The sequence below is a fragment of the Brachyspira aalborgi genome, from assembly GCF_008016455.1.
Taxonomy (GTDB): Bacteria; Spirochaetota; Brachyspiria; order Brachyspirales; family Brachyspiraceae; genus Brachyspira; species Brachyspira aalborgi.
On the sequence record NZ_SAXU01000001.1, the window covers coordinates 1,304,103 to 1,326,511 of the forward strand.

16 protein-coding genes and 2 rRNA genes are annotated in these 22,409 nt (G+C 30.5%); 11 read left to right on the forward strand and 7 right to left on the reverse strand.

Annotated elements, in window-relative coordinates; all coding sequences use genetic code 11:
- Window positions 1-549: 549 nt before the first annotated feature.
- The 3 genes from rrf to EPJ79_RS05900 form a co-directional block, all read right to left on the reverse strand.
- Window positions 550-666: ribosomal RNA gene (rrf, locus tag EPJ79_RS05890) — 5S ribosomal RNA — on the reverse strand.
- A gap of 115 nt (window positions 667-781) precedes the next feature.
- A 23S ribosomal RNA gene (locus EPJ79_RS05895) occupies window positions 782-3,766 on the reverse strand.
- Window positions 3,767-4,274: 508 nt separating this feature from the next.
- Window positions 4,275-6,725, reverse strand: a complete 2,451-nt coding sequence (locus EPJ79_RS05900) for a hypothetical protein (RefSeq protein WP_208745254.1) — start codon at window positions 6,723-6,725, stop codon at window positions 4,275-4,277.
- Between the two features lie 523 nt (window positions 6,726-7,248).
- On the opposite strand from EPJ79_RS05900, the gene EPJ79_RS05905 reads away from it, so the two are divergent.
- The 9 genes from EPJ79_RS05905 (at window position 7,249) to EPJ79_RS05945 (ending at window position 15,793) form a co-directional block, all read left to right on the forward strand.
- Complete coding sequence (locus EPJ79_RS05905) at window positions 7,249-8,436, forward strand: dicarboxylate/amino acid:cation symporter (RefSeq protein ID WP_147738793.1); 1,188 nt, start codon at window positions 7,249-7,251, stop codon at window positions 8,434-8,436.
- A 32-nt stretch (window positions 8,437-8,468) separates the two neighbouring features.
- On the forward strand, window positions 8,469-9,521 hold the full coding sequence (locus EPJ79_RS05910; RefSeq protein ID WP_147527213.1) for a methionine ABC transporter ATP-binding protein: 1,053 nt from the start codon (window positions 8,469-8,471) through the stop codon (window positions 9,519-9,521).
- Complete coding sequence (locus EPJ79_RS05915) at window positions 9,502-10,182, forward strand: methionine ABC transporter permease (protein ID WP_147738794.1); 681 nt, start codon at window positions 9,502-9,504, stop codon at window positions 10,180-10,182. Before EPJ79_RS05910 ends, EPJ79_RS05915 begins: the two co-directional genes overlap by 20 nt.
- 17 nt (window positions 10,183-10,199) lie before the next feature.
- Window positions 10,200-11,156, forward strand: a complete 957-nt coding sequence (locus EPJ79_RS05920) for an L-lactate dehydrogenase (RefSeq protein ID WP_147738795.1) — start codon at window positions 10,200-10,202, stop codon at window positions 11,154-11,156.
- A 44-nt stretch (window positions 11,157-11,200) separates the two neighbouring features.
- A complete protein-coding gene (locus EPJ79_RS05925; RefSeq protein ID WP_147738796.1) occupies window positions 11,201-11,995 on the forward strand; it encodes a MetQ/NlpA family ABC transporter substrate-binding protein in 795 nt (264 codons plus the stop codon).
- Window positions 11,996-12,050: 55 nt separating this feature from the next.
- Window positions 12,051-12,872 carry a MetQ/NlpA family ABC transporter substrate-binding protein gene (locus EPJ79_RS05930; protein ID WP_147738797.1) on the forward strand — a complete coding sequence of 274 codons (822 nt, stop codon included), beginning with the start codon at window positions 12,051-12,053 and terminating at the stop codon, window positions 12,870-12,872.
- A 153-nt stretch (window positions 12,873-13,025) separates the two neighbouring features.
- Entirely contained in the window at window positions 13,026-13,802 is a 777-nt protein-coding gene (locus tag EPJ79_RS05935; protein WP_420913209.1) for a MetQ/NlpA family ABC transporter substrate-binding protein, read from the forward strand.
- Between the two features lie 47 nt (window positions 13,803-13,849).
- The gene (locus EPJ79_RS05940) at window positions 13,850-14,686 is read left to right on the forward strand and encodes a MetQ/NlpA family ABC transporter substrate-binding protein (RefSeq protein ID WP_147560028.1); all 837 of its coding nucleotides are present in this window, start codon (window positions 13,850-13,852) and stop codon (window positions 14,684-14,686) included.
- 225 nt (window positions 14,687-14,911) lie between these two features.
- Window positions 14,912-15,793, forward strand: a complete 882-nt coding sequence (locus tag EPJ79_RS05945; RefSeq protein ID WP_147738799.1) for an Rpn family recombination-promoting nuclease/putative transposase — start codon at window positions 14,912-14,914, stop codon at window positions 15,791-15,793.
- A gap of 66 nt (window positions 15,794-15,859) precedes the next feature.
- Here EPJ79_RS05945 and EPJ79_RS05950 read toward each other — a convergent pair whose 3' ends face one another.
- From EPJ79_RS05950 to EPJ79_RS05955, 3 genes are all read right to left on the reverse strand, one after another.
- Window positions 15,860-16,591, reverse strand: a complete 732-nt coding sequence (locus EPJ79_RS05950) for a hypothetical protein (protein ID WP_147738800.1) — start codon at window positions 16,589-16,591, stop codon at window positions 15,860-15,862.
- A gap of 2 nt (window positions 16,592-16,593) precedes the next feature.
- Window positions 16,594-16,758 carry a hypothetical protein gene (locus EPJ79_RS11540; RefSeq protein ID WP_158634354.1) on the reverse strand — a complete coding sequence of 55 codons (165 nt, stop codon included), beginning with the start codon at window positions 16,756-16,758 and terminating at the stop codon, window positions 16,594-16,596.
- A gap of 299 nt (window positions 16,759-17,057) precedes the next feature.
- Window positions 17,058-18,245: a cell surface protein gene (locus tag EPJ79_RS05955; RefSeq protein ID WP_147738801.1), complete on the reverse strand. Its 1,188-nt coding sequence runs from the start codon at window positions 18,243-18,245 to the stop codon at window positions 17,058-17,060.
- Window positions 18,246-18,708: 463 nt separating this feature from the next.
- Here EPJ79_RS05955 and EPJ79_RS05960 point away from each other — a divergent pair, with 463 nt between their 5' ends.
- Entirely contained in the window at window positions 18,709-19,566 is an 858-nt protein-coding gene (locus EPJ79_RS05960) for an Rpn family recombination-promoting nuclease/putative transposase (protein ID WP_147738802.1), read from the forward strand.
- A 329-nt stretch (window positions 19,567-19,895) separates the two neighbouring features.
- Here the strand turns inward: EPJ79_RS05960 and EPJ79_RS05965 are convergent, their stop codons facing one another.
- Window positions 19,896-20,774 carry an Abi family protein gene (locus EPJ79_RS05965; protein WP_147736615.1) on the reverse strand — a complete coding sequence of 293 codons (879 nt, stop codon included), beginning with the start codon at window positions 20,772-20,774 and terminating at the stop codon, window positions 19,896-19,898.
- 318 nt (window positions 20,775-21,092) lie between these two features.
- Between EPJ79_RS05965 and fabV the strand changes: the two genes are divergently transcribed.
- Entirely contained in the window at window positions 21,093-22,271 is a 1,179-nt protein-coding gene (fabV, locus tag EPJ79_RS05970; protein ID WP_147738803.1) for an enoyl-ACP reductase FabV, read from the forward strand.
- Window positions 22,272-22,409 lie beyond the last annotated feature (138 nt).

Sequence of the window (22,409 nt, forward strand, 5' to 3'; positions counted from 1 at the left end):
AAATTTAAATTGCATCTTTCTTATACAGAGGATTATTCTCAAATCCTTTGTATTTCCTATAATTTTGGCGTCTTTCGTTTGTTGCGGACGGAGGGCGCTTTAATTAATTAGAAAGTAAATAATTAAAAACAAGGGGGAAGCCCTTGTATGCTATTACAGAAAAAGCATACAAGGGGTAAAAACCACTTGTTATTATATTTTTAAACAACAAGTGGCTTTAGCCCCTTGTACAATATTATCAAATTTATTATGCAACAAAAATAAGACACTTAAAAATTTAAATGCCTTCAAAAATTGAGATATATAAAATTTAAAATACAATTATGGCTTTGTTTAACGAAATTATAGTATTTTTAGTTATCATATAAAATCCATTACTTATTTGTAATTTAATTTATTTATATCGAAATTATACAATCTTTTAAAATAATGTCAACATAATTAATTTAAATATTTTTAATTTACAAAAAATTTTGAACATTGATTAAAAATAAATTATATAAAAAATCCCAACAGATAAAATCTATTGGGATTAAATATATAATATATACCCGGCAACTTTCTACTCTCCCATAAAGCTACCCTTATAGTACCATTGACGATGAAAGGCTTAACTGCCGTGTTCGGAATGGGAACGGGTGTATCACTTTCTCTATGGTCGCCGAAATAATATTAACAAATTAAAGAACTTTATTCTTTGTCAGATATATAAGAGCGCAGATTGTCTCATTCTTTATCTATCGTTTAATTAATTTGAAAAACAAAAGAAGAAAACGATAATATGGTCAAGCCATTGGTCTGATTAGTGCTGCTCAGCTGAATGGGATTTCCCCAATTACACTTGCAGTCTATCGACGTCGTAGTCTCCAACGAAACTCATAGGGAAAATTAATCTTGAAGGAGGCTTCCCACTTAGATGCTTTCAGCGGTTATCCCGTCCGCACATAGCTACTCTGCGATGCCTTTGGTAAGACAACAGATACACCAGCGGTGCGTTCATTTCGGTCCTCTCGTACTAAAAATGACTCTTCTCAATTTTCCAACGCCCACAACGGATAGGGACCAAACTGTCTCACGACGTTCTGAACCCAGCTCGCGTACCGCTTTAATTGGCGAACAGCCAAACCCTTGGGACCTGCTCCAGCCCCAGGATGCGATGAGCCGACATCGAGGTGCCAAACCTCCCCGTCGATATGAACTCTTGGGGGAGATAAGCCTGTTATCCCCGGAGTACCTTTTGTCCGTTTAGCGATGGCCCTTCCACTCGGGACCACCGGATCACTAAGACCTGCTTTCGCACCTGCTCGAGATGTCTCTCTCGCAGTCAAGCCACCTTATGCCTTTATACTCTACTACCGATTTCTATTCGGTTTGAGGTGACCTTTGCACGCCTCCGTTACTCTTTAGGAGGCGACCGCCCCAGTCAAACTACCCGCCTGGCAATGTCCGACTGCCGGATAACGGCTAATCGTTAGAATCCCATTTTACGAAGGATGGTATTTCAACGATGACTCCACAAAAGCTGGCGCTCTCGCTTCAAAGTCTCCCATCTATTCTACACATCGCAAAACAAAACTCAATGCCAAGTTATAGTAAAGGTTCACGGGGTCTTTCCGTCCTGTTGCGGGTAATCAGCATCTTCACTGATAATTCAATTTCACCGAGTTCTTCCCCGAGACAGTGCCCGGATCGTTACACCATTCGTGCAGGTCGGAACTTACCCGACAAGGAATTTCGCTACCTTAGGACCGTCATAGTTACGGCCGCCGTTTACTGGGGCTTCAATTCGAAGCTTCGCTTGCGCTAACCTCTCCTTTTAACCTTCCAGCACTGGGCAGGTGTCAATCCCTATACATCCATTTGCATGTTTGCAGAGATCTGTGTTTTTGTTAAACAGTCGGCCAGGCCTTTTCACTGCGACCCTCCTCCCAATATTGCTACCGAGATTCAGGCGTCTCTTTTTCCGAAGTTACAAGACTAATTTGCAGAGTTCCTTAGGGAAGATTATCTCGAGCGCCTTAGAATATTCATCTCACCCACCTGTGTCGGTTTACGGTACGATTATAATATGCCTAACCTTAGAAATTATTTCTCGACAGCCTAGTTCACGCAACTTCCTGAACCCGAAAGCCCAGTCACTATCCCGCCTCAACCTTAAAGCGACAAGCATTTGACTCGCCACAAGTCTAAACGGTTCGACGAGGACAACCAAAACCTCGCGCACGCAAACAATCTGTGTCATTCCATCGAAACATACTATAGTACAGGAATATTTACCTGTTTCCCATCGACTACGCTTTTCAGCCTTATCTTAGGGGTCGACTAACCCTAGGCAGATTAGCTTTACCTAGGAAACCTTGGGTTTGCGGCGAACGGGTTTCGCACCCGTTTTCTCGTTACTTATGCCTGCATCCTCGCTTCTTATACCTCCAACGCATCTTACGATACATCTTCGACGGCTTAAAGAACGCTCTCCTACCAATTATAGATTAACTCTATAATTCCCTAGCTTCGGTACTATGTTTGAGCCCCGTTACATTTTCGGCGCAAAAACACTCGACCAGTGAGCTGTTACGCACTCTTTAAAGGAATGGCTGCTTCTAAGCCAACCTCCTGGCTGTTTAAGTATTCTCACATCCTTTCCCACTTAACATAGATTTTGGGACCTTAGCTGAGGATCTGGGCTGTTTCCCTTTTGACAATGACGCTTATCCGCCGCTGTCTAACTGCCATGCTCTTAACTTACGGTATTCGGAGTTTAGTTGGGTTTGGTACTCGGTTAGGAGCCCTAGTCCATTTAGTGCTCTACCCCCGCAAGTAAACGCATAACGCTGCCCCTAAAGACATTTCGGAGAGAACCAGCTATCTCCAAGTTTGATTAGCCTTTCACTCCTACCCACAAGTCATCCAAAGTCTTTTCACGACCACTGGTTCGCACCTCCGCTCGATGTTACTCGAGTTTCGCGCTGCTCATAGGTAGATCACTTGGCTTCGGGTCGTATAGCATGCAACTAATTTTGCCCTATTAAGGCTCGCTTTCACTACGACTACAAGGCTATTACCTCTTAATCTTGCTACATACTATAAGTCGCAGGCTCATTCTACAAAAGGCACGCCATCAGGTCGCTATTATTGCTAATAGGATACCCTCTGACTACTTGTAAGCTTAAGGTTTCAGGTTCTATTTAATAGCCCTCAACGGGAGACTTTTCACCTTTCCCTCACGGTACTATACGCTATCGGTCACTGGCTAGTATTTTGTCTTGGATAGTGGTCTACCCAGATTCAAACAGGGTTTCTCGTGCCCCGCCCTACTCAGGAACGACATAACCTTAACTATATGATTTCGTATACGAGACTATCACCCACTATGGTCTGCTTTTCCAAAACAGTTCTACTATCATATAGATTAAAGTCGAAATATGCAAGTATTTCACATATCGCCCTACAACACCGCTATAACAAAATCTTGCAACTTGGCATTATAACGGTTTAGACTCTTCCCCTTTCGCTCGCCACTACTGAGGGAATCTCAATTTTGATTACTTTTCCTCCAGGTACTTAGATGTTTCAGTTCCCTGGGTGTCGCTTCATACATCTATGTATTCAATGCATGATGTAAAAGGATTGCTTTTACGGGTTTTCCCATTCGGTTATCTACGGATTATAGAATATTTGCTTCTCCCCGTAGCTTATCGCAGCTTGTCACGACCTTCATCGCCTTCCAGTGCCTAGGCATCCACCTTAAGCCCTTATTTACTTGACCATATTATCCTTTCCTTCTTTAACTAAAGATAAATTAAAAATTTAAAAATCAAATATGCTCTTGAATGAGACTTTAGCTAAAAAGCTGTTTCTTCTAATTCTTTAGTAACTTTCCGCTTATTGTTTCTACTCTAAGACACACAATCTAATTGTGTATTTTAATTATTTAGTGAAGATTTTTTAAATGCCGATTTCCGTTTTATTGGAAAAATACTTTCTAAAAAATCTACGCTCTTATATATCTGTCAAAGAACTTATACCTCAATATTTTTTATTTTTAATTGAGGTTATTGAATAATACCATATTTAAAAAAAATAGCAATAGTTTTTTAACCTAAATTTTCAATTTTTTTAATTTTTTTTAAATTTTTTACTAATTTATTCCCAATAATCATACATTTAATACATATTTTTAAAAATTATTAATTGTTATTTTATAAAATCGCTTGAATTTGAGTTTTTTATTAATTTATTTCTTTGGAGATGTAGGTAATCTATATAAAATAAATTTAACGGATATTCTTTAATTTAAATTTTTTAATAAAGCAATATATTGCATAAATAATTAATATTGATAAAACTATAATATGCAATATTACGCTTATGTAATTTGCTATATTAAAATATTTAGCCGTTCCCCAATCAACTTTTTGAAAAGATAAAAATTTGTTTAAATTTTCAAAATCGTTTTTATCGAAACCGCTAAATTGCGGATAATTTTCGTTAAAAAATATTAAGCTTCTTGGGTCGGTAAAATTAAACTTATTATCGACTATTTTAAATGGACATCCCAATTCCTTTGCCTTAAATGTCTCAAGAAAATAACCATAAATAGGTTCGTAAGGAAATCTTGAAGAGTTTAATTTGTAAGTCCCATTTAGATAATCTTGCATATTATTAAATTCGTTTTTATCGTTAATACTATTTACTTTAAATTTGTTATGATTATTTTTTATCTCTTTATAAACATTTTTATCAAACGATATATTTAAATTTTTATAACTAGTATTATAATTTCTTATTAATATAAATTTAAATGAAAACAATATTATCGTAATAAAAATTGAGATTAAAATTATTTTTTTATAAATAAACGCATATTTATTTTTTATATTTTTAAGCAAAAGAATAAATATAAATATTATAGGCGAAATCCATACGCTCGCCATTCTTAAATGAATATTTACTCCTCTTAATTTTTTGAAAGACGAACGAATTAATCCGTCTGCAAAAAATATATCAAAATATAAATAAATTAAAATTATAGTTAATATTATGTTAAATTTATTTTTATCTACAAAATTAATAAAATCTTTCTTTGAATATTTGAAGGCAAAAAATATTATAATTATAAAAATTATTAAAGGCAAAGATATATCCGCTTCCCATATTAACCGTTCAAAACCAATTAGGTTAATACTGCCTATAACCAAATCTAAAATAGGATACCATATTATATTGGATATATTTTCGATAAGTAATTTTGGGTCGTTCGTATATAATCCCCAAGGTCCCCTATCTATTTTAGAACCTAAAATTAAAGAAGGTATAAATTTAGAAATCGCCATTATTATTCCAAGCATAGCCGAAATTATTATGGATACGCTTTGTAAAATAAATTTTTTATTAGGTTTGAATAAAATACAGGCTACCCCCAATAAACTAAAACATGTGAGAAAAAATATTGTTTGCATAGCTCCGCCAAATATCATAATCGAAAACGATAAAGCGCTTATAATTATCCTTATAAAAGGATTTAGTCTATCGGAAAAAGACGCCAATATTATAACGGCTGTAAAAGGATGATATAAAAAAGCCCAATGCCCAACCATTATATGATGAATATAATAACCCGTGCATGAAAATAATATTGCAGCTGTTAATGATATTTCAAAAGAGCATTTTAATATGTCTTTTGCGATATAATAAAACGATATAAAACCTATAATAACAAATATAAATATTGATAATAAATAAGCATTCCAAAAAGGCATTAAATATCGTAAAAAATAAAATATAGAAAATTGGTCGTATTGAGGATTTGGATAAGATAAAGTTCCCGCTCCGAATAACGGCGAAGCAAATTCTATATTAAATATTCCGTTATTTTGAGCGTATAACAACATAGAATAGGCTCTTGGAATTATTAAAGAAAAATCATGTCCAACAAAAGGATAGCTTGAATTTATTATAAATATATATAATGCTCCAATAAATATAGCCGTAAAAATTAAAATAAATTTTTCATTTTTAGAATTAAATAATAACGAATATATTTTATCTGCAAACTTATTAATTAATAAAAGTGTCAGTAATAGTATCGTAATAGTGTATATATGTCCCGCCATATTTTTACTAGACAATATGCATAAATAAGTGGCGATAAAAATAGATAATGAAATTAATATGGGAAATATAATATTTATCAATTTTTCAATATTATAATTTATTATCAATAAAAATAATAATAAATAAATTATTAATACAATACAACTTACGATAATACTAAATTTAATTTTTAAAACATAATTAATATTATCAATATTTTCTTCTTCAATTCCATCTAATCTTTTATCTGAAATAAAATTCCCATAAGGACTTCCATCGAATTCCATTTCGGCATTTTTCATATAATCGGGCAAATTAGATAAATTTGGATAAACGCCATAAATATCGCTATTTCTAAAAATTTTATCATAATATCTAATTCTAAAGTTATAAACATAATCTGTAATATTTTCGTTGGTGAGTAAATAATTATTCAGACTTTTTTCGTCCAATTCATTATTTACAATATTACTTAAATTATTTAAATCCAAAGTTCGCTCGATATTCAATTTGAAATTGCTTAAATATCCAATTCTGCTTTTAGAACCCAAGATTGATAAAATTATCAAGGCAATAATTGTGATAATTACAAACGAAATGTAAATTATTAGAAATAATTTTTTGTTTTTCATAATTCTTTCCTTTTAGAAATAAATTTTAATATGCTAAATAGAGCATAAATATTTTGAGATTTAATTTTTGCAATAATGAATTCAGTTTTAACGGAGTAAAACTTTATGATAAATTTTATATAATTTAATAGCGTTGGTAATACATTTACTACATTTTTAGAAATGACAATGCGGCGTGAAGTGAAGTGAAGTGAAGTGAAGTGAAGTGAAGTGAAGTGTCACAAGCATAATCTACTACCATATTTATATCTTTTTTAATTTTTGTTAGACTAATTTTAACATGTTAAATAAAAATGTCAATAGTAAAAAAATCAATTTTTAAGGTTGTATTACTTCGTTTCACTCTCAATGATATAGCAATTATGGTGAAGATTAGTCAAATACTTTATTAGGTTCTTTTTTCTCAAAGTCGTTGTCGTGGTTTATTCTATGGTAAAGATTAATTTATTCTAATAATTATTATTGACAAAAAATACTATAAATAGTATAATATAGCCTTAAAAAATATTAAGAGAGGATAAAAATGTCTGATTTAAATGAATTAACACTTCAGAAAACTAAAAAGGATTACTTTTTAATTAAACTTTTTATTGGTATTGCATTAGGCATAATTATAGGCATATATTCTAATGAAGGAATAATAAATGTAATACAGTCTATAAAATATATTCTTAATCAAGTTATATCTTTTATGGTCCCTTTAATAGTTTTAGGATTTATAGCTCCAGCAATTACCAAAATGGGAGATAAAGCGAGCAAAATGTTGGGAGTTATACTTATTATAGCTTATGCTTCTTCCGTATGTGCCGCTTTATTTTCCACGATAGCTGGATATACGATTATACCTAACTTAAATATACCTTCAAATGTAGAGGGTTTAAGAAAATTACCAGAGATAATATTTAAATTAGATATAAGCCCAGTTTTTTCGGTTATAACGGCATTATTTTTGGCTATATGCGGCGGAGTTGCCGTAGTAAAAACTAAATCCGAATATTTTAAAAACTTGTTAAACGAGCTTAACGATATAATGCTATTTTTAGTTAGTAAAGTCGTAGTGCCAATACTTCCCGTTTATATAGGAACAACATTTGCAACTTTATCATACGAAGGCGCTATAATAAAAAGAGTTCCCGTGTTTTTAATAGTTATATTGATAGTTATTATAGGACATTTTATTTGGCTTGCTTTATTATATTCTATAGCTGGAATAATATCTAAAAGAAATCCTTTAAGAATATTAAAGCATTACGGACCAGCATATCTTACGGCTGTAGGCACAATGTCTTCCGCTGCAACTTTGCCCGTAGCTTTACAATGCGCTAATAAATCTGACGCTTTAGATAAAGATATTGTAAATTTTGCAATACCAATGGGGGCTACAATTCATTTATGCGGTTCTGTTTTAACGGAAACTTTTTTCGTAATGACTATATCAAAATTATTATACGATTCTATTCCAAGCGTTGGAACTATGATATTGTTTTGCATATTATTAGGAATTTTCGCCGTTGGGGCGCCTGGCGTTCCAGGAGGAACCGTTGTCGCTTCTTTAGGAATTATCATATCGATTTTAGGATTTGATAATGACGGAACGGCTTTAGTTTTAGCAATTTTTGCCTTGCAAGATAGCTTTGGAACGGCTTGCAATATTACGGGAGACGGAGCTATAGCTTTAATGCTTCAAGGAATATTTAAAAAAGGACAATAAAAATTTAATAAAATACATAGAGAAGATAAAAAATGATTATATTAGAAAATGTTAGTAAAACTTTTAATACCGAAAATAATAAAAAACTTAACGCCGTAAACGATGTTTCTTTGAAAATTGAAACAGGTTCGATATACGGAATAATAGGTTTTTCGGGAGCGGGCAAATCAACTCTCGTTAGATGCATTAATCTTTTAGAGCGTCCAACTTCTGGGCATGTTTATATAGACGATGTTGAAATGACTTCTTTATCAAATAGTCAGTTAAGAGAAAAAAGAAAAAAAATAGGAATGATATTTCAGCAATTCAATTTATTTGCTTCAAGAACGGTATTTAAAAATGTAGCTTATCCATTAAGATACAGAGGCTTATCTAAAAAAGAAATTGAAAAAAAAGTTATGGCTTTGCTTGAGCTTGTCGATATAAAAGAAAAAGCTTTCGCCTATCCTTCGCAATTAAGCGGCGGACAAAAACAGAGAGTAGCGATTGCAAGAGCGCTTGCCAACGAACCAAATATACTTTTATGCGATGAAGCTACAAGCGCGTTAGACCCGCAAACTACAAGCTCTATATTAAAATTATTAAAAAAATTAAACGAAACTTTAGGGCTTACTATAGTAGTTATAACTCATGAAATGAATGTAGTTAAAGAATTATGTCATAAAGTAGCCGTTATGAATAAAGGAGTTTTAATTGAAGAAGGAAATATATTTGATGTATTTTCCGCTCCTAAAAATCAAATAACTAAAGATTTTATAGACACAACTTCAAATGTTTCAAAAATATATTCTTTAGTCGAAGAAAAAGACGAACTTACAAAAATTAAACCAAACGAATGCATAGTTAGATTAAGATATAAAAAAGGAAATGTTGTAGAGCCTATGGTTTCGCATATTTCGAGAGTTTATAATGTTGATATTAATATTATATTTGCAAATGTCGAAGTAGTTGACGAAAGTCATTTAGGCGGTTTGGTTGTTATAATGCATGAACTTGAAAAAGACGGAATAAAAAAATCGATTCTATTTTTACAAGAAAAAAATATTGATGTGGAGGTAATATTAGATGCTAGAAATATTGACTAAATTAATTCCAAATGTTATGAACGATTTGCCAAGACTTTATAAAAGCATAGGACAAACCTTTATAATGCTTATTCATTCGGGCTTAATATCGTTTTTTATAGGCGGTTTGCTTGGAATACTTTTGGTAGTTGCAAAAAAAGACGGAATATTAGAAAACAAATTAATATACAATATATTAAGCAATATTATTAATTTTTTTAGAGCTATTCCTTTTATTATTCTTCTTGCAATGCTCGTTCCTTTAACAAGATTAATTATGGGAACGGCAATCGGAGTAAAGGGCGCTATAGTTCCTTTAATATTTGGAACAGTGCCTTTTTTCGCAAGACAGATGGAAAGCGCATTATCCGAAGTTAATCCTGGTTTAATAGAAGCGGCTCAATCTATGGGTTCTTCTCCAATCGCTATAATTTTTAGAGTTTACTTAAAAGAAAGCATAGCGCCAATTGCAAGAGCTATTACGATAACTGCAATAAGTTTAATCGGATTAACTGCAATGGCTGGCGCAATAGGAGCTGGCGGACTTGGAGATTACGCTATTACGGCGGGATATTATAGAAATAAATTGGATATTATATATGTTTCCGTTATACTTTTAGTAATATTGGTTGGAATAATTCAAGCGATAGGAAATTTTATAGTAAAAAAATCAACGCATTAATTTAAGGAGTTTATTTTATGAATAATATAAAGACAAGAAAAATAGCGATAATCGGAGCTGGACATGTCGGCTCTCATGCAGGATATTCTTTAGCTTCTCAAGGTTTAGTTGAAAATATAGTTTATATAGATATTGATAAGAAAAAAGCTTTCTCTCAAGCGTTAGATATATTTGATTCTATAGTTTATCTTCCGCATAGAATAATTGTTAAAGACGGAGATTATAGCGATATTGACGATGCCGATATAATGGTTATTTGCGCGGGACCTTTGCCTAATATGTCTCAAACAAGAATGGATACTTTAGGTGATACTGTAGCCGTTATGAAAGATATTATTTCAAATATAAAGAAAACTAAATTCGCGGGAATAATAATAAATATATCAAATCCTGCAGATGTTATTACTCATTATATTCAAAATCAATTAAATTACGATTATAAAAAAATAATATCGACAAGCACAACTTTAGATTCTGCAAGATTAAGAAGAGCGATATCGGAAGAAATAAATATTGACCAAAAATCAATTTATGCATATTCTCTTGGAGAGCATGGCGAAAGTCAAATGGTAGCTTGGTCAACCGTCACTATTGCAGGCAAACCTTTATTTGAATTAATAAAAGAAAAACCTGAAAAATACGGAAAACTTGACTTAAATAAAATAGCCGAAAAAGGAAAAAAAGGAGGTTGGGAAGTATTGGGAGGAAAAGGCTCAACCGAATTTGGAATCGGCGCTTCTCTTTCGGAAGTTGTAAAAGCCATAATATGCAATGAGCATAGAGTTTTGCCCATTTCGGTTTATTTAAATGGAGAGTATGGACAAAAAGATGTTTATGCGAGCGTTCCAGCGGTTTTGGGAAAAGACGGAGTAGAAGAGATAATAGAGCTTAATATGACTGAAGAAGAAAAAAAATTATTTGATAATTCTTGCAAAATTATGAGCGAAAATTATAAATTAGCTTTGGGTATGTAATTTTTTAAATTAAAAATCTAAATAAAAAAAGAGGTAAAATTAAAATGAAAAGAATAATTATATTTTTTATATGCATAATATTATTAATATCATGCAAAGAAAAACCAACAAATAAAATTAAAGTTGGAATTATAGGAGATTCGGAAAAAGTTATTTGGCAAGAAGTTATAAATAAAGTTTCTAAAGACGGAATAGAAATAGAGCTTATAACTTTTGGAGATTATCTTTTGCCTAATCAGGCTTTGAATGACGGAGATTTGGATTTAAATAATTTTCAGCATCATGCATTTTTCGACAATGAAATAAAAAATAAAGGTTATAATCTAACTGCAATAGCCGATACTTGTTTGGCTGCAATGAATATTTATTCTCAAAAAATTTCTAATGTAAACGAAATTAAAAGAGGAGATAAAATTGCAATTCCAAATGACCCTTCAAACGGAGGAAGAGCCTTAAAAGTTTTAGAAGCCGCGGGTTTAATAAAACTTAAAGATAAAAGCGTAGCTAATCCAATAGTTAAAGATATAATCGATAATCCTTTAAATTTAGAGATAATTGAAGTAGACGCTGGAAGTATATATAGACTGCTTCCCGATGTCGCTTGCGCGGTTATAAATTGTAATTTTGCTTTAAGTTTCGGACTTAATCCGAGCCAAGACGCGATTTTTCAAGATAATCCTACAAATTATTCTGGAAATGGCTATATAAATATAATAGTTGCAAGAACGGAAGATAAAGACAATGAAATATTAAAAAAGATAGTAAACGCTTATCAATCTGACGAAGTAAAAGAAATTTACGCTAATGATTTTAAGGGAGCTTTAATAGCGGTTTGGTAAAGCTATAATTTATAAAAATTTAAAACTAAAAAAATAATTTTTTAAGGAGAAAATAATGATATTAAAAAAGATTTCTATCAAGAGAGTATTGTTTATATTGGTTATATTTACGGCTATATTTTTTGCCGCATGTTCCAAAAATAAGGATAGCATAACTGTAAAAATAGGATTTGTTGGAGAATCCGATATGGTTATATGGAAGCCCGTTCAGGAAAAACTTTCTAAAGAGGGAATAAATTTAGAGCTTATTTCATTTGCTGACTATATTCCTAACCAGGCGCTTAATGATGGCGAGATTGATTTGAATGCATTTCAGCATCATGCCTATTTAAATGATGAAGTATCAAATAAAGGCTACGATATAGTCGCTATAGCCGATACTTATATTTCTGCAATGAATATTTATTCTCAAAAAATCTCTAATGTAAACGAAATTAAAAGAGGAGATAAAATTGCAATTCCAAACAATCCTTCAAACAAAGGAAGAGCCTTAAAAGTATTGCAAGCTGCAGGATTAATAAAACTTAAAGATAACGCCCCTGATAATCCCGAAATATCCGATATAGCTGAAAATTCTCTGGACTTGGATATAGTGGAAGTTGAGGCTGCGAGTATATACGGTTTTCTTCCAGATGTGGCATGCGCCATTATAAATTGTAATTTTGCTTTGGATTTTGGACTTAATCCTGGAAAGGATTTTATATTTCAAGATAATCCAAAAATATATGATAATAATATGTATGTTAATTTAATAGCTGCGAGGACTGAAGATAAAGATAACGAAATATATAAAAAAATAGTTGACGCTTATCATTCGCCCGAAGTAGAAAAAGTTTACGCGGAAGATTTTAAAGGAGCTTATATAGCGGTTTGGTGAATTGAAATTTTTATTATTATAATATAAAATATTTCAATCATTTTAAAAATTAAAAAAATAAAAAACGCCAAATAAACGGCGAAGGAGAAACTAATGAAAATAAAAAAACAATTGCTTATTTCGTTGTCTATATTTGTTATATTGTCTTCGTTTATGACTATGCTTTTTATATCATGTTCCAATGAAAATAAGGGTAGTATAATCGTAAAAATAGGACATGTCGGAGAATCGGATAGAGCTATATGGAAACCGATTCAAGAAAAACTTTCTAAAGAAGGAATAACCGTAGAACTTGTTTCTTTTGCCGATTATTCTATGCCAAATCAGGCTTTGAATGACGGAGATATAGATTTGAACGCTTTTCAGCATCATGCATATTTCTATAATGAAACTAATACTAAAGGTTATAATTTGTCTATAATAGGACTTACTTTTATCTCGGCAATGAATATTTATTCTCAAAAAATTTCTAATGTAAACGAAGTTAAAAGAGGAGATAAAATTGCAATTCCAAACGACCCTTCAAACGGAGGAAGAGCCTTAAAAGTTTTAGAAGCTGCGGGTTTAATAAAACTTAAAAATAACGCTCCCGATAATCCCGAAGTTTCGGATATAGGACAAAATCCTTTAAACTTGGAAATAATAGAAGTCGATGCGGGCGGAATATATAGATTGCTTCCCGATGTCGCTTGCGCGGTTATAAATTGTAATTACGCTTTAGATTTTGGATTAAATCCTGGCGAAGATTTTATATTTCAAGATAATCCAAAAATATATAACAACAATATGTATATTAATTTAATAGCTTCAAGAACGGAAGATAAAGATAATGAAATATACAAAAAAATTGCTGACGCTTATCATTCGCCCGAAGTAGAAAAAGTTTACGCGGAAGAATTTAAGGGCGCTTATTTGCCAGCTTGGAAATAAAATAACAAAAATTTAAAATTATATAAATAAAAAAAGGAGAAATTAAAATGAAAAAAGTTTTAAACATTTTGACAATTGCATTAATTATTATTTTTGCAATCATATCATGCCAAGAAGGAAGCGATTCTTCTTCAAGCGCGAGTTATTCTAACAAAGTTATAAAAGTTGGATTTGCAGGAGATTCGGATTATCAAATTTGGAATCCTATAGTTTCAAATTTGGCAAAAGAAGGAATAACGGTAGAATTGGTTACTTTTGCCGATTATACGATACCTAATCAGGCTTTAAATGACGGCGAGATAGATTTGAACGCGTTTCAACATTATGCCTATTTCAATGACGAAGTTTCAAATAAAGGTTATAAATTAACCGCTATAGCTAACACTTATATATCGGCAATGAATATTTATTCCAAAAAGATTAAAAGCGTTAGCGAAGTTAAAAAAGGCGATAAAGTTGCAATTCCAAACGACCCTACAAACGGCGGAAGAGCATTAAAAGTTTTAGAAGCTGCGGGATTGATAAAAGTAAAACCTGAAGCTGGCGATACTCCGAGCGTTTCCGATATAATCGACAATCCTTTAAATTTGGATATAATCACAGTCGATGCGGGCGGAATATATAGCTTGCTTCCCGATGTAGCTTGCGCGGTTATAAACGGAAATTATGCGATAGACTTCGGATTAAATCCAGGTTCCGATTATATATTTAAAGACGACCCTGCGATTTATAGCGGAAATTCTTTCGTTAATTTAATCGCGGCAAGAACTAAAGATAAAGATAACGAATTATATAAAAAAGTTGTCGCAGCTTATCAATCTGAAACGGTTGAAGAAATCTACGCTAACAATTTTAAAGGTTCTTATTTGCCAACTTGGAAATAATAAGAGTAAAACTATAAAAATATTTAAGAATATCTTAAAAATTAAAATAGTTCTTGTAAAATAAAGACTCTATTATTAATTAATTTAATAATGGAGTTTTTTTATTTTATAATTTAAATATTCAAGACTAAAATCCGCATTGACGAGCAATCGACTTTTAATAAAATTCATTTATTAATTAAATTAAATTTTGACAAATAAAATTATTCTGTTATAATATATCTTATGAAAAAAAATAGAGAAATTGACAAGTTAAATGATTTATTTGTCCGATACTTGCTCGGCAAAAACGGAAACGAAAATATGCTTGAGGATATGGTTAACGCCGCTTTAAGTGATTTCAATTTTGAAGAAGTTAAAGATTTGGAAATAATCGACCCTTATAACCTTTCGGAAAATATAGATTTGAAAGAATCAATTATAGATATAAAAGCGAAAACAAAAGACAATCAAACTGTAATTATTGAAATTCAACTTTGCGGAAATATGGATTTTGTCAAAAGAATTTTTTATTATATTTCAAAAAATATTGTAAACGAATTAAAGGAAGGCGAAGATTATAAAAAATTGCCAAGAATTATAAGCATAAATTTACTTAATTTTAATTTAGATTTTGGAGACGAAGGAAAACCTCACCGTTGCTTTAAATTAATCGATACGAAAAATCATAATATAGATTTAGATTTTATTCAAATGCATATTATAGAAGCGAAGAGGTTTATTGAAATAATTGAAAAATCTACTTTAAACGAACTTAAAAAGAATAGATTATTAACTTGGATGAAATTTTTTACAAGCAAAAATTTAAAAGCTATAGAAAAAGAATTAATGGAGGCAAACCCGATTATGACAAAAGTAATTGAAGAATACAAAAGATTTACTTCTGACGATAAACTTATGAGAGCTTATGACGCCCGAGATGCATTTTTACTAGGGCAAAAAATGATGTTATCAAGAGAAAGAGAGGAAGGTAAAGCGGAAGGAATTAAAGAAGGAATTGAAAAACAAAATTATACCATTGCAAAATCAATGAAAAAAGACGGAGCGGATATTAACCTAATCTCAAAATACACAGGCTTAAGTATTGAAGAAATTGAAAAATTATAAATAGAAAAATAATTATAAAATTTTAGCGTTTAATAATTTTTACTTGTATTAAATTATTTAAAATAATTATCTTAATTTATCTTTCAAATTGTTTGCGCTTTTACCATTATAAAGTATATATAGATATTCTATGCTACTATCTTTTATATAAAATAAATCCCCATGTTTAACTTTATTGATTTTTATATTTGATTCGTCATAATCTATAATTTGTTCAAATTCATTTGTTTTGTCGTTAAATTTATATAAATGTAAAAATGAAATGGCTCTATCGTTTGGATTATAACTTATTAAATATGAACAACCCATAAAAATATCTCCATTCACGGTTTTTACAATAATATTTGAATCTACACTTTTTTCATTTATTTTAAGTTCGTAAAATAATTCTTCCCAAATATGTTTATAAGGCGTCTGGTCAAAAATTTTCGCATATATTTTATATATAAAATTTCTTGTTTTATCAAAACGATACATAAACGCTCCAATAATAATACCTATTATAAACGAAATAAAATAAATTGCAGATAAAAATAAAGCTATATTTATCTTATTTTCAAATAATTCGTTTTTATCAAATGAAATAATTATTTTTAATATATTATCTATAAAATTAAATAAGCTAAATTTAGAAATAAAAAGAATTAACAACCATAAAATAATAGTCGCTATAATAGATTGCAAAATTTTATAAAAAGTATTTACATTTCTTACATACGAAAATAAATTTATCGAACTAATGACAATAAAACCAGGCAAAATAAATATTATAGAGGTTATAAAAGTAGAAAAATCCATGATTATCGATTATTACTATTCGTATTATTGCTATTATTTATATTTGTATTACTATTTTTATTATTAAAATCTTTTACAATTTCCCTTAATTTATCTACACTTTTAGATACATTATTAATATTTAAATTCTCGGTGGATTGTTTATTTTTATTAAAAATATTAAACATATTTACTCCTTAAAAAATTTTTCCTGTTTCTATTATATCATATATAATTAATTTTGTCAAGTCTTTTTTAGTTAAAAATTCAAAATTTTAATTAATAATTGATAAATTAATATAAAAAATAAAACATTTACTACATATTTTTTACTAATCATAAAAAAAACCGCAGACTTAAAAAAGCCCGCGGTTTAACCAACTTTATTTTATAAACAAACGCTCAATTTTCAGTCTTACGATTAAACTTTTAAAATCCAATCGTAAATATTTTTTGCTTCCTTTTTACTCAAAAAGAACAAAATCTATTAAAGCGCAGGTAAATACCAAGTAATACCTGTAGTAGCGTTGAAACCTAAACCAAGTTTTGTAAATGAAACTTGATGAGTAGTTGTTGTGCCTGCAGTATCCGTAGTAGCATAAGTGCCTGAACCGCCCAAATTTCCAAGTTGGGCTTCAAAATACCATTCAAGATTTTTCAAAGGCGTAATGTAGATTTCCGCATAAACTCCATAGCCTAAACTATAAACTTCTTTAGCGTTTTTATCGGTGCTTCCAGGTTGCTCAACTTTCAAACCTAATGTAGGTTCTAAATAAAGCGAAACTATATCGCTATTAGCAGTTAATCCCAAACCAGCTACTAAATTTAAATCCCAAGCGCCCTTTGCCAAAACTGAACTAAGAACAGGAAACCCATCAGCATTCATAATTTTAACCGCTTCTACTCTCGTGGTTCTGTGGTATTTTCCTAAAGCGCCATTATAAGCCAATCTAACATAAGGTTTTAAAGCAACTTCTTCAACCATAGAGCCAAAGTAAAGTCTAAAGTCAAAGCCGAAACTTTCGCCAATTTTTGCGCTAACATTTCCCTCTTTGAAATTTCCGCCGCCATATCTCAAATATAATCTAATTTCAGGAAGCATATCCAAACCCGTATAATATCTAAATTGAGAATCAACGCTCACTGCATTTATACTTTTTTTAGTGCCAGTCGCATCTTTATCGTTCATAACATAAACTTGAATCGGAATAGCCATTCTGAAAGCGTTATCTAATGCATTCAAAACTAATACAGGCGTATGCGCCACAGGGTTATAAGGTTTTAAGTAATCAGCATTGCCATTCTGTTTATAATCTTTTTTTCCAATGGTTACATTATAACCAACGCCAACGCTGATTAAAGAAGAAGTATAACCAAGTCCCATTGAGATTGAAGGCTTAAAGTCATAATTAAAACCTCTGCCTTGAGCTGGATATTCTGAGTTTTCGCTTAATAAACTTCCATAGACTCCGCCAAAATCTGCATTATTGTCGAAACCGAAAGTTCCTTTAATAGTGTCGTTTCCGAGCGTAAATCCAAGTTGGTCTAATCTTGCTCTGAACTGATTGCCATGCGTGAGGAAGAATATCCAATCCGTATCAACCCCATACATACCGAAAACTGAAGCGCTTGCCATAGACAATAAAGCTATAGCGGTTAAAAAAATCTTTCTCATTTTTTCTCTCCTATAATTTTTTTAGATTTTTACCAAGTTTAAAACTTTCGCAAATTTCAATTTTATCAAAGCTCCCTTGCGTCCAACTTCGTCATTGCCGAACAAACGAAGCAATCCACAATTCGCCTTGCATCGAAAAACTAAATTGTCGTTGCGGATATTTATTTCTAAATATTGGCAATTTGTTTTTCGTCCGTTTTAATCGCTCCGTTTATCGTTGCGAGATAATCGAGGCGCTTAAAACAATAAAATCAAAATCATTTGCGATTATTAAAAACAAAGGCAAATGAAAAACTTTTTAATGAAATTATACAATATGTTAAAAAAATGTCAACACTTAAAACAAATTTTTTTTAAAAAAATTTAATTTTTTTCAAGTGAAAATTCATATAAAAATCTATATTTAATCAAAAAAATCGTGCAACTTTTTGACAAATTGAGATATTTTGTTATAATATATCTTATGAACGAATTTGAATATTTAGAAAAAAGCAAAAACGAAATTATTACCATTGATAGTTTAAATAAAAAAAATGATTGTTTTATCAGATATTTATTTTCTGACGAAGGAAATGAAAATATTGTTTTAGATTTTATTAACGGAGTAATGATTGATTTAAATTTTCAAACTTTTAATAATGTTGTAATTCTTAATCCATTTAATCTTACAAAATATTTAGACGGCAAAGAATCTATTGTTGATGTGAAATGTATAACTGAAGATAATCAAACCGTTATAATAGAAATTCAATTACAAGGAAATCAATATTTTATTCGCAGAAGTCTTTATTATTGGGCAAATAGCTATAGTTCACTTTTAAACAAATCGGAAAATTATACAAAACTTTCGCCTGTGATTAGCATTAATGTTTTGGACTTTATTTTATTTAACGATATTAAAGATTTTCATTCTTGCTATTTATTGAAAGAAATTAAACATAATAAAATATTAACCGACCATTGCATGTTGCATTATATTGAGCTTCCGAAATTTAATTTAAATAACGACAAAGAAAAATTATCAAGTTGGATAAAATTTTTCAAGGGGGAGAATATGTCAAACTTAATAAAAGAGAATAATATTTTTGAAGAAGTAGAAAAGAGATGCCAAAGTTTTATCGATAGCGACCCATTGATAAATGCGTATAGAAAAAAAGAATGGAATGAATATTTTTACAAGGATATGATGAATGTAGAGAGAGAAGAAGGAATAAAAAGCGAAAAATATTTAATCGCCAAAAATTTAAAACAAATGAACATTGATAAAGCCTTGATAAGCAAAGCAACAGGATTGAGTATTGAAGAGATAGAAAAACTTTAATATTTTATTTAAAAATTTTATTAAGCATTTTTAATTGCTAAAATTTATATTTAATTAAAAAAATTCCGTTTATCAATATTACAATTTAATCAAAAATTCTAAAAATCAAGTTTATCAATATATACAATTAATTTAATTCAAAAAACTAACTTTAATAAAAAATTCGCTATTTTCCTTTAATAATAAAATCGTGTTTAGAAAAAAAAATTATAAAAAATTCCCGTAATTTTATTTATAGAAGAAATTATTAAAATGAATTTTATTAATTTTATTTAAATTGTTTACTTTATAAAAAGTTTATCATTGCGATACTATTTAGCCGAAGCAATTTAAATTTTTGAATTGCAATTTTTTAATTCTTCAATCCAATTATAAGAAAATCCTATATGTTCCAAATCTATATCGCTTTTATGTTCGTCTACAAGCGACATTAATTTTTTTAATGTTTCATTATTCCATTTATCTTTGAAAGGATAAAGTTTCTTAAGAGACAAAATAGCTCCAAATAATTTTCTTTTTGATTTCTCTTCTAAATTATCGATTCCAGAAGGCGCCGCCGAAAAAGTTCTAAAATATAATCTACCGTAATGAGCGCAAATGTTTCTTAAATCTGTGCAACATCGAAGCCAACTTCCTACAAATTTTGGGTTTGTTTTATAAATATCGTTAGATAAATTTTCTCTATCTTGCCAAGTCATATTTGCAAAAAATTTAGAAAGCATTCCAAATGTAAACATTTCCGATGCCGCCCAAATTGGAAACTCTCCTCCGTATTTGTATATATGATGTTTTACAAAAAGAATATTTTTATTTTTATCTATTTCTCTTTTAAAATTTTCAATAAAATTTTCATGAAGCTCCGCTTTCACAGAAAAATTAGCTTTATCCATATATCCCAAAGCTCCGTATTTATGAGCATGAAAATAAGCGATTTTTGAACGAAGAAAAATTTCCGTTTCTTCCAATGCGTTAAACAATATTCCATGAAGTTTTCTGTCGAATTCGTAAATAGAAAAAACGCGCTCAAACGATAAACCTTCTTCATAATTTCCATTATCTAATTTAAATGGCAAAAAATACGCGCTCAAGCGATAATAATTAACCGATTCGAGTATAGAAATGCATTTTTTATCGTCATTTATAATGCAACCTCTTTTCTTTAATTTTTCAAGTTGTTCTTTGTATTTAAGCGGAGGTTTCGGATACATAAATTCCCCATATAAAAAAAATGTCCCCCATGTCCGCAAAAGCGCTGGGGGTCCTGTTGCTTTAAATATACGACAAATTTTAATTTTTGTCAATTACTTTTTTAAAAATATTATCATTGCTATGCTATTTAGCCGAAGCAATCCGCTTTTAATAAAATTCCTTTTTTAATAAAACTAAATTTTAAAAAATAGCCTTAAATCAAAATAAATTATTATAAATACTATTCACTTAACCAATTAAACTATTGCAAAAAATGTTATTATATTGTATTATTATCTGGACATTTTAGAATAAAAACTATTAAAAGGAGTATAAAAATGATAGTAAAACCTCAAATATCTAATAATGTATGCAGAACTTCTCACCCATTAGGTTGCAGGCAAGAAGTTGAAAATCAAATTAATTATGTTAAATCTAAACCAAAGATTAACGCCAATATAAAAAATGCGTTGATACTTGGAGCTTCTGGCGGATACGGACTAGCAAGCAGAATAGTTTTAGCTTACGGTTTAAATGCAAATACTATGGGCGTTTCTTTTGAAAGGGCGGCAACCGAAGAAAAAACGGCGACTCCTGGATGGTATAATAATCAAGCCTTCAGCGAGTTTGCAAAAAGAGACGGACTAAAAGAAAAAACTATTGTGGGAGATGCTTTTTTAGAATCTTCAAAAGAAAGCATTATAAAGCAAGCTAAAGAATTCTTTGACGGAAAAATCGACATTCTAATTTATAGTTTGGCTACGGGAATAAGAAAGGACGAAAAAGAAAATATAACTTATCGTTCCACTTTAAAACCTGTAGGACAAAAGTATAAAGGAATCGGAGTCGATTTCATGAAAGAAGAGCTTATAAATGTGGAAATAGAACCCGCTACCGAAGAAGATATAAAAGCTACAGTAAAAGTTATGGGAGGCGAAGATTGGAGTTTATGGATTGAAGATTTAATTAAAGCCGATATGCTTTCAGAAAACGCTTTAACTTTAGCCTATTCTTATATCGGTCCTGAAATAACTAAAGCCATATACAGAGACGGAACAATCGGAAAAGCAAAAGACGATTTGGAAGAAACTGCAATTAAACTTGATAAAATGATGCAAGATAAACTCAAAGGACATGCTTATGTTAGCGTGGCAAAAGCCGTTGTCACGAGAGCGTCCGCCGTTATTCCCGCCATGCCTTTATATATAAGCATTCTATTCAAAATAATGAAAGATAAAGGAATTCATGAAGGTTGTATAGAGCAAATGTATAGACAGTTTAACGAAAAATTATTTTCAGGAAAAGGCGCGATATTGGACGAAAAACATAGATTAAGATTAGACGATTGGGAATTAAGAGACGATGTTCAAAAAGAAGTTTTGGAATCTTGGAATAAAGTAAAAGATAACGACACTTTAAAAGCGAACGCCGACTTAAATCAATTTAGAGACGAATATTTGCATTTGCATGGTTTCGGTTTCAACGGAATCAATTATGACGCCGATGTGCAAATATAATTTATAATAAAATTAAAAATATTAAAAAATAATTAAAAAAATTGCTTCTTAAATAATTTATATTTACGGAGCAATTTTTATTTAATTTGCTTAAAAAATTTAAACAAATTTTTTTATTTTTTATTATCTTAATAATAG